8 protein-coding genes are annotated in these 11772 nt (G+C 63.0%); 4 read left to right on the top strand and 4 right to left on the bottom strand.

All coding sequences use genetic code 11. The features are described 5' to 3' along the window. The first annotated feature begins 4 nt into the window (after positions 1 to 4). Both rplM and rpsI read left to right on the top strand, forming a co-directional pair. Entirely contained in the window at positions 5 to 454 is a 450-nt protein-coding gene (gene rplM / locus JS541_RS01370; protein ID WP_214372531.1) for a 50S ribosomal protein L13, read from the top strand. Between the two features lie 20 nt (positions 455 to 474). Further along, positions 475 to 966, top strand: a complete 492-nt coding sequence (rpsI, locus tag JS541_RS01365; RefSeq protein ID WP_214372528.1) for a 30S ribosomal protein S9 — start codon at positions 475 to 477, stop codon at positions 964 to 966. A gap of 91 nt (positions 967 to 1057) precedes the next feature. Here the strand turns inward: rpsI and glgX are convergent, their stop codons facing one another. Next, positions 1058 to 3676 carry a glycogen debranching protein GlgX gene (glgX, locus tag JS541_RS01360; protein ID WP_214372526.1) on the bottom strand — a complete coding sequence of 873 codons (2619 nt, stop codon included), beginning with the start codon at positions 3674 to 3676 and terminating at the stop codon, positions 1058 to 1060. Between the two features lie 80 nt (positions 3677 to 3756). Beyond that, the gene (locus tag JS541_RS01355) at positions 3757 to 5019 is read right to left on the bottom strand and encodes an ROK family transcriptional regulator (protein ID WP_214372525.1); all 1263 of its coding nucleotides are present in this window, start codon (positions 5017 to 5019) and stop codon (positions 3757 to 3759) included. A gap of 425 nt (positions 5020 to 5444) precedes the next feature. Here JS541_RS01355 and adhE point away from each other — a divergent pair, with 425 nt between their 5' ends. Then, positions 5445 to 8177: a bifunctional acetaldehyde-CoA/alcohol dehydrogenase gene (gene adhE / locus JS541_RS01350; protein WP_214372523.1), complete on the top strand. Its 2733-nt coding sequence runs from the start codon at positions 5445 to 5447 to the stop codon at positions 8175 to 8177. A 145-nt stretch (positions 8178 to 8322) separates the two neighbouring features. Here the strand turns inward: adhE and budA are convergent, their stop codons facing one another. Beyond that, positions 8323 to 9084 carry an acetolactate decarboxylase gene (gene budA, locus JS541_RS01345; RefSeq protein WP_214372522.1) on the bottom strand — a complete coding sequence of 254 codons (762 nt, stop codon included), beginning with the start codon at positions 9082 to 9084 and terminating at the stop codon, positions 8323 to 8325. Between the two features lie 112 nt (positions 9085 to 9196). Continuing rightward, on the bottom strand, positions 9197 to 10423 hold the full coding sequence (locus tag JS541_RS15040) for a YwiC-like family protein (RefSeq protein ID WP_346428266.1): 1227 nt from the start codon (positions 10421 to 10423) through the stop codon (positions 9197 to 9199). Between the two features lie 321 nt (positions 10424 to 10744). Here JS541_RS15040 and JS541_RS01335 point away from each other — a divergent pair, with 321 nt between their 5' ends. After that, complete coding sequence (locus JS541_RS01335) at positions 10745 to 11707, top strand: hypothetical protein (protein WP_214372521.1); 963 nt, start codon at positions 10745 to 10747, stop codon at positions 11705 to 11707. Positions 11708 to 11772: the final 65 nt, after the last annotated feature.

Genomic DNA, 11772 nt, shown 5'->3' with positions numbered 1-11772 from the left:
ACCAGTGAAAACTTTCACTCCGAAGCCAGCTGATCTGACTCACGACTGGTACATCATCGACGCCACCGACGTTGTTCTCGGCCGTCTGGCCACTCAGGCCGCCACGCTGCTGCGCGGCAAGAACAAGCCGACCTACGCGCCGCACGCCGATTCCGGTAACCACGTCATCATCATCAACGCCGACAAGATCGCTCTGACCGGCAACAAGCTGGGCAAGGAACTCTACTCGCACTCCGGCCGCCCGGGCGGTCTGCGTCGCGACACCTACGCTCAGCTCCTCGCCAACAAGCCGGAGCGCATCATCCTGGCTGCCGTCAAGGGCATGCTGCCGAAGAACCGTCTGTCCAAGGTGCAGCTGGACCGTCTCCACATCTTCCGTGGCGCCGAGCACCCGCACACCCCGCAGAAGCCGCAGGTTTTCGAGATCGCTCAGATCTCGCAGCAGGCTAAGTGAACCGAAGGGAGATAAGAATCATGGCTGAAAACACCAACGACTCCGCGGTTCAGGCAACCGAAGAGGAGCTCACCTCGTACACCACCGAGACCAACGCTGGCGCTGGCACCGGCACCTCCGCGATCGCTCCGGGCTACGGCACCGGCCGTCGCAAGGAAGCCGTCGCCCGCGTGCGTCTGATCCCGGGCACCGGCAAGTGGACCATCAACGGCCGCACCCTGGAGGAGTACTTCCCGTCCAAGCTGCAGCAGCGTGAGGTCAACTCCCCGATCGTCCTGCTCAAGCTCGAAGGCAAGTTCGACGTCGTCGTCCTCGTTGACGGCGGTGGCACCACCGGCCAGGCCGGCGCCATCCGTCTCGGCGTGGCCCGCGCCCTGAACGCCATCGACCGCGACACGAACCGCGCCACCCTGAAGAAGGCTGGCATGCTGACTCGCGACGCCCGCGTCGTCGAGCGCAAGAAGGCCGGTCTGCACAAGGCTCGCCGCGCTCCGCAGTTCTCGAAGCGTTAAGCCTTCGCGGTTTTGCCGCTTATACGAAGACCCTCGTACCGTTCGGTGCGAGGGTCTTCTTCGTATGCGGGCGGCGCGTGCCGGACGCGGATCACTGGATCTTGCGCATGACGCTGATGCTGAGCGCGGGGATCGTCCACAGATCGATATCACCTGTTGTGTCGGACTGCGCGGCATCGTCCTTGGACGAGGCCGGATTATCGGTGGACACAGCGGCGTCATGTGCGATCGCATGCGCATCATCGGACGATCCGATCGCCGATCCAGTCGCCGATCCGGCCGTAGTCGCGGCATCGGTCGTCGCATTACCGATCGTCCCCAGCGCCACCTCGCGTGGTATGTCCAGCTTCTCCTGCCGACGCAGCTCGGCCTGCACCACCTCGACCAACTCGTGAATCGGATCCCGCTCGTCCACGACCACCGTCCAGTTCGTATCGTCATAGTCGCGCGGATTGAGCCGCTGTGTGAACAGTCCCTGCGCCGGCCGCACGTCGCACACCACGCTGGAACTCCACTCGCACCGCCACTCGCAGTCGGACGGCAGCCGGAACTGCATGTCGCGGTCCACGCCGTTGATCACGATCAGGATGTCCGCCTCGTCGGCCGATAGCAGCCGCATCGCAAACGATCGCACGCTCGTGTCGAACCAGTCTCGTTCCATCGGCGTCGTGCCGTCCGACAGATACCATTGCACGCGGCTCGACGGCCTGAACAGGCCGAGCTGCGTGAGCCGGGTGAAGAACTCCTCGTGATGGTACAGGTCAAGCGACTTGCGGATCGCGATGAGTCGCGACACCGTTTCCAAGCGGCGCATTTCCGGCGTTTTCTTGGTTTGGTACAGCCAGTCCCAGTCAAGCCAGGTGATGTCGTTGTCCTGCGCGTACGCGTTGTTGTTGCCGTTCTGCGTGTTGCGGAACTCGTCGCCGGCGAGCATCATCGGCGTGCCGAGCGAGAGCATGAGCGTGCCGAGCATGTTCATGGCGGCCCGCTCTCGGTTGCGTTCGATCGCGGGTTCCTTGGTCGGCCCCTCCACGCCGAAGTTCACGGAATGGTTCGTATTCGAGCCGTCCATGTTGTTCTCGCCGTTGGACTCGTTATGCTTGCTCACGTAACGCGTCAGGTCGGTGAGCGTGAACCCGTCGTGACAGGCGACATAGTTGATCGACGCGACGCAGCCGCGCCCCGGATCGGTGGCGAACAGGTCAGCCGAACCGCACAGTCGCGTAGCCATCTCCTGCATGCCGATACTGCCGCCCGCGCCCGGCTGCGTGTCGGTCAGCCAGAACTTGCGCACCGTATCGCGGAACCGGTCGTTCCACTCGCTGAACGGCATGCCGAAGCCGCCGGTGCGCCAGCCTTGCGGGCCGAGATCCCACGGTTCCATGATGAGCTTGAGATTGCCGAGCAGCAGATCGGATCGCAACGCGTACAGGAACGGGTGGTGCTTGGTGAAGTCGCCGTCGAGTCGGGCGAGTGAGGCGGCCAGATCGAATCGGAAGCCGTCGATGCCGATGCGTTTCGCCCAGTACCGTAGCGAGTCGATTGCGAACGTTACCACATGCGTGTTCGTGAAGTCGAACGTGTTGCCGCAGCCGGTCGTGTCTTCGAGCCGGCCGACGTTGTTGCGCTGGCGTCGGTAGTACGAGATCGGGTCGAAGCCTCGCCAGCAGACCGTCGGGCCTTCGATGCCGCCTTCGCAAGTATGGTTGTAGACCACGTCCATGATGACTTCGAAACCGGCCTCGTGCAGCGCGTTCACCATGTTGATGACCTCGTCGCGCACGGCCGACGCGCCCTTCGCGCGAGCCTCGGCGGTGGCGTACGACGGCTCGGGAGCGAAGTAGCCGAGCGTCGAATACCCCCAATAGTTGTGCCGGTCGCGCTCCTGCAGGAACAGCTCGTCCTGCTTGGCCTGGATCGGCAGCAACTCGATCGACGTGACGCCGAGCCCCTGCAGGTATGCCAACGTTATCGGATGCGCGAGGCCGGCATATGTGCCGCGCAGTTCGGGCGGCAGCCACGGCGCGTTCTTCGTGAAGCCTTTGACGTGCAGCTCGTAGAGCACGGTCTTGCTCCACGGCACATGCGGATGCACCGGGTCGCCGTCATGCTTGGTCGCATCACGGTCGTCGATCGCGACCGACACCGGCATCTTGCCGAGCGCGTCCACCGTGCTCATCTCGCCGAACGCCGAACCTCGCACCTTGTGGTCCTCGCCGATTTCGCACCGGTACGAGAATGCGGCCGGATCCAGCTCCATCCGCCCGTCGATGCCTTTGCCGTACGGGTCGAGCAGCAGCTTGTACGGGTTGAACCGCAAGCCATGTTTCGGGTCCCACGCGCCGTCCGCACGGTAGGCGTAGCGCATACCGTCCCATGCCTTCGGAAGGTGCACGTACCACAGGCCGTAATTCGGCCCTTCCATGCGGAACAGCGTCTCGCGCACGTACATTGACTCGATGATGCGCGTGCATACCGCATGTTCGTGGATCTCGTTGATGAACGGGGTTGCTGAATCGTCGAAGATGCGGATCGCCCCGTTGAAGAATTTGGTCGGCTGGTCGACCGGTTCGTAGACGCACAGCCAGATCTGGTCGGCGGTTTCGGAACGCACCACGGCGTCCGCCCCACCGTCCTCGGTGAAGTACAGGCCCGGCCTCGTTGCATAGCGGTGAGGTATCGCATACCGCTGGGGGATCGCGTGTTTCATACACCCATTGTAGCCGTGTTGATTTAGCGGGGATATGGCGCGATTTGGCGAGGAGACGTTGCGGCCGCCGAATGGCCGTGTCAGATGCCGGCGAGTCGGTGCATGTACCGTTGCACGAAGCCGAGTGCCGCGCCGGTCACGTGCAGCCGGTCGTCGGCGCGGCTGATGCGCAAGGTGAATGGCTCCGGCATGGGATCGAGGTCGAAGGCCGCCGCCATTGGTGTGAGGACCGTCGTTGGCTGTGCCCGGTTCGCTGTTGCTGTCGGTGATGACATCGTTGTCGTCGCCGCGTCCGTCGTTCGCGTCATGTGCCGTTCGCCCGACCTCGCGATCACGCGTCGCGTCAGTTCGGCGATATCGTTGTCATCGAGATACTGCGCCGCCTCGCCGCCGACGATCACGTCGCCTGCCACGATGGTGCGGGCGTTCGCGATGGCCTGTGCCACATAGTCCAGCCACTCGTTCATACGTTCGCGGTGATGCGTCTCGCCTTGTTCGAGCACACTGAAGAAGCCGGGGATGCTTTCGTAGTCCTCTGGCAACGTTTGCGGCGAACAGTACGCGCTCATGCAGCCTCGTCTGCCGCACGTACATTCGCGGCCTCCTGGTACGAGCGTCATGTGTTCGATCGTGCCGTTGCGATGCGCGATCGCGGTGCCGTTGTCGTTCATGGCATCGGCCGCTCTGCTCGTCGGCTGGTGCAGCCGTCCGCCGATGATCAGCGAGCCACTGGGCTGCCGGTCGAGATAGACGCAGATCGCATCGTCGAGCGTCGGGTCGAACCATGCTTCGGCGGTGGCCGATGCGTCCGCGTAGTGGATCGTGGCGCACGGATAATGCGCGGTCTGGGCGAGCGGCGTAGCTGCCGGGGTGCGCAGACATAGACCGATGCCGAGTATCGTGCGATCGTTGTCTGCTGGTCCGTCTGCATTGTGATTGGTGGACTTGGTAACGTTTGCGGCAAATTCATTGACGATGATGCCGACCCGCTGCCAGTAGGCGGCGTCGTTGCGATAGGGGAGCGTGCGGCTGAGATCGGCGACCGTTGCTCCGTACAGATTGATCGCCCGTAACGTTACGGCGGTCGGTGTGGGTGCGACGCCGATCGCAAGTCGGTGGTTCGGGTTGAAGATGAAGGCTCGTGCCTTGCGCCCGCCGGTGGACTGCTGCAGTGCGCCGGGGGAGACGATGCCGCCGGCGGTCAGGTCACGTAGGTTTTGCGTGACCGTGGGGCTGCTGAGGTTCAGCGACTGCATCAGCTCGAGTTTGGTGGCTTGATGGTGCTGATAGAGGTGATGGATGATGGCGGTTTGGTTCTGTGTCCTGATCGTCGCTGATGGCATCGTTGTCATTGCTGGCCTCGCGGTTGGGTGGTTGTTCGGTGGCGTGGTTGTGGATAACAAGCATACTTTATAAAAGCAGTTTTATGTAACTTGGTGTGAAGGTTAAACTTATATAAAGTTGTTTTTCTAAAGTTGATTCTGCCGGATGTGAGCTCACTTGTGATATCGATGGAAAAAGTGAACAAAAGGTTGCGAAAAACCCGATTTTGTTGCCAACTTGTCATAAATCGACCTTATAACGAACAAAAACAAGACAAAAAAGCACATGAAACGCCGCTGTTTGTGTGCGTGTGCGATGCGAACGTCCGTTCGGTACATTGTGACGTAGGCCACAGAACGGCAGCTCATAGAGGGTGCCATGCGACCGGCAGCCCGGTCGTTGACGTGGCGGGAATAAGTTGCTCCGAGCAAGTCAAGGAGGATTCATGGCAGAAGCACAGCAGGCCGAGGCCCCCACCAAGCCGACCCCTGAAGAGAAGAAGGCGGCCGCCGAGGCCGAGGTCGACGCGCTCGTCAAGAAGGGTCTCAAGGCCCTCACCGAGTTCGAGAAGCTCGACCAGAAGCAGGTCGACCGCATCGTCGCCAAGGCGTCCATCGCCGCGCTGAACAAGCACCTCGTGCTCGCGAAGATGGCCGTCGACGAGACCGGCCGTGGTCTCGTGGAAGACAAGGCCACCAAGAACATCTTCGCGTGCGAGCATGTCACCAACTACCTGGCGGGCCAGCGCACCGTTGGCGTGATCCGCGAGGACGACGTCATGGGCATCGACGAGATCGCCGAGCCGGTCGGCGTCGTCGCCGGCGTCACCCCGGTCACCAACCCGACCTCCACCACCATCTTCAAGTCGCTCATTGCGCTCAAGACCCGTTGCCCGATCATCTTCGGCTTCCACCCGTTCGCGCAGAAGTGCTCCGCCGAAGCCGCCCGCATCGTGCGTGACGCGGCCATCGAGGCCGGCGCCCCGGCCGACTGCATCCAGTGGATCGAGCACCCGTCCATCGAGGCCACCGGCGCGCTCATGAAGCACGACGGCGTCGCCACCATCCTCGCCACCGGCGGCCCGGGCATGGTCAAGGCCGCGTACTCCTCCGGCAAGCCGGCCCTCGGCGTCGGCGCCGGCAACGCCCCGGCCTACGTCGACTCCGACGTGGACATCGTGCGCGCCGCGAACGACCTGATCCTGTCCAAGCACTTCGACTACGGCATGATCTGCGCCACCGAACAGGCCATCATCGCCCACAAGGACATCTACGATCCGCTGGTCAAGGAACTCAAGCGCCGCAAGGCGTACTTCGTCAACGACGAGGAGAAGGCCAAGCTCGAGCAGTACATGTTCGGCTGCACCGCATTCTCCGGCGGCACCCCGAAGCTTAACTCCGTGGTGCCGGGCAAGTCCCCGCAGTACATCGCCAAGGCCGCCGGCTTCGAGATCCCGGCCGACGCGACCATCATCGCCGCCGAATGCTCCGAGGTCTCCGACAACGAGCCGCTCACTCACGAGAAGCTCGCCCCGGTGCACGCTGTGCTCAAGGCCGACAACAAGGAACAGGCGTTTGAGATGTGCGAGGCCATGTTGAAGCTCGGTGCCGGCCACACCGCCGCCATCCACACCAACAACGAGGCGCTCGTGCGCGAGTATGGCCTCAGAATGCACGCCTGCCGCATCATCTGGAACTCCCCGAGCTCGCTCGGCGGCGTCGGCGACATCTACAACGCCATCGCCCCGTCGCTCACCCTCGGCTGCGGCTCCTACGGCGGCAACTCGGTGTCCGGCAACGTGCAGGCGGTCAACCTGCTCAACATCAAGCGCATCGCTCGGAGGAACAACAACATGCAGTGGTTCAAGATCCCGGCCAAGACCTACTTCGAGCCGAACGCCATCAAGTACCTGCGCGACATGTACGGCATCGAGAAGGCCGTCATCGTGTGCGACAAGGTCATGGAACAGCTTGGCATCGTCGACAAGGTCATCGACCAGCTGCGTGCCCGCGCCAACCGCGTCACCTTCCGCATCATCGACTACGTCGAGCCGGAACCGTCCGTCGAGACCGTCGAGCGTGGCGCCGAGATGATGCGCGAGGAGTTCGAGCCCGACACGATCATCGCGGTCGGCGGTGGCTCCCCGATGGACGCAGCCAAGATCATGTGGCTGCTGTACGAGCACCCGGAAATCTCCTTCTCTGACGTTCGTGAGAAGTTCTTCGATATCCGCAAGCGCGCCTTCAAGATCCCGCCGCTGGGCAAGAAGGCCAAGCTCGTGTGCATCCCGACCTCGTCCGGCACCGGTTCCGAAGTCACGCCGTTCGCCGTGATCACCGACCACAAGACCGGTTACAAGTACCCGATCACCGACTACGCGCTCACCCCGTCCGTCGCGATCGTCGACCCGGTGCTCGCCCGCACCCAGCCGCGCAAGCTCGCGTCCGACGCCGGTTTCGACGCCCTGACCCACTCGTTCGAGGCGTATGTCTCCGTGTACGCGAACGACTTCACCGACGGCATGGCGCTGCACGCGGCCAAGCTCATCTGGGACAACCTGGCCGAGTCCGTCAACGGCGAGCCGGGCCTGGAGAAGACCAAGGCACAGGAGAAGATGCACAATGCCGCCACCATGGCCGGCATGGCGTTCGGCTCCGCGTTCCTCGGCATGTGCCACGGCATGGCGCACACCATCGGCGCGCTGTGCCACGTCGCCCACGGCCGCACCAACTCCATCCTGCTGCCGTACGTGATCCGCTACAACGGCCAGGTGCCGGAGGAGCCGACCTCGTGGCCGAAGTACAACAAGTACATCGCCGATGAGCGCTACCGCGACATCGCTATCAACCTCGGCATCGACCCGGGCAAGACCCCGGCCGAAGCCGTCGAGAACCTGGCCCGCGCGGTCGAGGACTACCGCGACAACAAGCTCGGCATGAACAAGAGCTTCCAGGATTGCGGCGTGGACGAGGACTACTTCTGGAGCGTGCTCGATCAGATCGGCATGCGTGCCTACGAGGACCAGTGCGCCCCCGCGAACCCGCGCATCCCGCAGATCGAGGACATGAAGGACATCGCCATCGCCGCGTACTACGGCGTGCCGCAGGCCGAAGGCCACCGCATCCGCGTCGAGCGCGAAGGCGTGGCCGCCACGGAGGAAGCCTCCGAGCGCGTCTGAGACTGAATGTCTGATCAGGCACTGAGGGAGTTCGCCCATCTCGGGCGGGCTCCCTCTTGTGTATTCGTGGCCTGAGCGTTGATCATGCGAGGTCTTTCTGGTTCACGCGACGGATATAATCGGGTCAATTCCATCCCGTGAGCCGTTACTTCGTGTCGCCTTCCGCGCTGGTGATCGCCTCGGCAATCGGATCATTGCTGAAATCATGCTCGCGGTATCCAGGATCATCCACCGGCAGATGCTGCACCAGCGTATCGAACACCTGACTGTAGATCTTGCCGTGATCGAGCACCGCATCCAGCACATGCCCGCCGAACGTGCGGTCGTCGGACAGAAAATGTTCGTGGAACCCGGCCACCGCCGCGCCATGGAACATCACCGGCGAAAAATAGCCGAGCATCGTGCCCTGCACGTCGTGCCGCAGGAACGTTGCCTGCCGGTCGGCCACCTCCACCAGCGTCGGGTACGGAGCCTGCTGCTTGATCACCGCGCGGGTTTTCATGAAACTGAACGTGCCGCGCACAATCACCGAAAAGAACGTGTTCGCACGCCCGTTTGCCTCCACGATGCGCTTGTTGAGTTCCTTGAGACCGATGTCCGAGCGCTCGCACTGGTACTGGAACGCGGCGTGATGCACGTTCGCGAACGGCATCGTGAAATCGTCCGGCACGCGTTCGGCCACGCCGGTGCTACCGACTTTGTATGCCACGCCGTCAAGGATGATGAGCTCGCCGTCGAGTCCCTCACCCGTGCCGATGCCGGTGTCGCCATGCGTGAGTAGTTCGCCGATGGTCGTCGTGCCCTCCAGCAGTCCAGGCACGAGCAGCGCGAGCGTGCCGTGCTGGTACAACTGGTTGGCATTGTGCGCCGTGATGGGTCTGATCTGGGAGCCGCGCGATTGTGTCACGGGACACACGATAGAAAGCCCGACGGCACGATTCAACGGCCATCTCACCGTTCGCCGCAACCGTGACGCGGATCACAGGGTCTCATAGACGCGATTCGTGTCGACCGATCGTTCAGAACGTCATCACCACGGCTGCGAACACCAGCAGGCTCGACACCATTTCGACCAGGCCGACGGCAATCGGCCTGACCGCGCGTCGCCGCGCGACCAACGGCATCGCGACCGCCCGCATCATCAGCCACGCGCAGGTGATAGTCAACATCGCGAACAGGCGGCCGAACCCCAGCAATCCCCATAGTCCGAACGCCGCCGCCAGCAGTACGCCATGCCAGATCCACGACGCCCACAGGTATCCGGCATTGCCGCGTTCGCGGATCATCGTCTTCACGAACAGCACCGAACCGAACTGTGCGAGCAGAAACACCACGGCCGCGGGTAACCCGCCGTTGGCGAGCGCCGGGATCCGGGCGTCGGCTGCATGATTGCCGAACGAGCCGACGACCATTGCCATCGTGCAGGCGGCGAGGATCGCGACCGCATTGCCCCAGAGCGTGCGTTCGCGGCGTAGCCATGCGGCAGCGAACGACAGTCCGGCCAGCGCGATGTACAGCGGCGCCCACCACAGGATCGTCGGGTGGAGGGCTACGAACGGCAGGCCGATCGCGGCGAGCAATACCGTATATATGACGGTCGGCGGTAGGTAGCGGCGTGCGAACCGTGATTTGAGCCATCGTGCGGCGGTGAACTGAACGCAGTAGCACAGGATCCATGCGATGAGCAGCCAGACGGTGGCCGTGTTCGCGCCGCCGACGATCATGCCGGCCAGCGTGGGCAGGATCGCCATCGCCCATGCGCCGGGCTGGTCGGGAATCCAGTCGCGTGGTGTGGTGGTACGGGGAGACCGTGCGGTGTGCGGAGACGAGGGGGCGTGCGGCGATGTGGCGGTGTGCGGTGATGTGGCGGTGTGCGGAGACGCGGTGCGGTGAGCTGATTCGGACTCGGCGGTGTGACCGACGGAGATGATGTCGCGATCTACGTACGTGATGTCGCGGACGGTGGATGTGGCGGGATTGTCGGGCATGGCGGGACGATCGACGGATACAGCGGGCCGATCGGCGGGTGCGGCGGTGCGGCCGGCGGGTGCGATGGAACGATCGACCGCTGTAATGGAATGGCCGATGCCGGCGTCGTCGGTGTGATGGTTGACGATGGATTGTCGTTGTTGCTGCTGATCTGCAGTCGTCGCACGGCGTGTTTGTGGAGACGGATGCTGTGTGTGTTGTGAATTATCGGAAGGATGGTCGCCGGCTGGAGACGACGGCATGGTCGGCGTAGTCATGATGTATATGGTATGAAGGCGCTCGCCGACTCGCCAGTTGCGATACGACGATTGATCGACAGCGGTGACGAACATGCGTGCGGCAATGCTGTCTGTGCTACATAGTTTCACGTGGAACATGATGATGACCATGCTCCGAGGCGTTCGGTGGTTGCGTCGCCGATCATGAGGATGCGTCCGAGCGTGCCGGCGATTGTGGATAGTCGCTCAGCCGTCCACAAAAAATGTGGACAGACACGCCGAATGTGGATAACTCCGACCTTTCGACCACATACCCCGGAATCGTCTTGCTCCCGCGCCGAAATCCGCTACAGTGCGCTCATGAGAACGAATACCGCATTGCACGCCCGATACATCGAGGCCGAACGGCACCGCCTGTGCATCTGGGGTCTCACCGACGCCGAACAACGTGCCATACGCCGCCGCGCCCAAGCCGGCGAGCTGGTCCGCGTGTTCGATGCCTGTTACGTGCAACCCGATCCGTGGAACAACCTGGACCCGGTCGAACAATACCGCCGCATCGCCCGCACGCTGACGCTCCGCCATCCAAATTGGCTGTTCTGCGACATGAGCGCGGCGGCCATGTACGGTATCAACGATTCAATCCGTCACCTCGACCTGTTCCACATCGCCACGAACCGGCAACGTCACGGGCACGACAGCGGTCGCGTCCGCCGTCATTTCGTTTCGGAATCGGACTGGGAGCGTTCCGAACTGGTCGACGGCGTGCGCGTCACGCCGCTGCCACGCACCATCTACGACTGCACGCGGCGGCTCGATTTCGCGGACGGACTATGCGTGGCGGAGGCTGCGCTGCGCAACAACGTCATGCAACGCGACGAGATGCGCGAACACTGCCTGACATTGCCCGGGCGGTTCCGTTCCCGATCGCTGCTGGCGGTCGACCATGCGCCGGGCGGTACCGAGAACGGCGGCGAAGCGTATTCATACGCGGTTATGGTCGAGGAAGGGTTCGTGCCGCCGCGCGTGCAGGAGGAGATCGTTAATCCGTATGATCTGGCGCATCGCGACCGGGTTGATTTCGCATGGCGTACCCGCGACGGGCGGTTCATCGTCGGCGAGCTGGACGGGCGGGTGAAGTACCGCGACCCGTCAATGTACGTGAATGGGAGCCTGCAAGACACGGTGATCGCGGAGAAGGAGCGCGAGGAACGGATTCGACTGGTGGCCGACGAGATGTTCCGGTTCTCGTTCGCCGACGCGTTCAAACGGCGCGATCTGATCGCCAAAATGGAAAAAGCCGGCGTTCCGCGCGTGCGGTGAGATGATCCGGTGGCCGGCGCCTCATGTTCCGATTCAGCGGAGGTTTACTCGTGCGGTGACGTTGC

Source organism: Bifidobacterium sp. SO1, from assembly GCF_018555335.1.
Classification (GTDB): domain Bacteria; phylum Actinomycetota; class Actinomycetes; order Actinomycetales; family Bifidobacteriaceae; genus Bifidobacterium; species Bifidobacterium simiiventris.
Note: the sequence above shows the minus strand (reverse complement) of the source record. Positions and strands in the feature narration are given on the sequence as shown.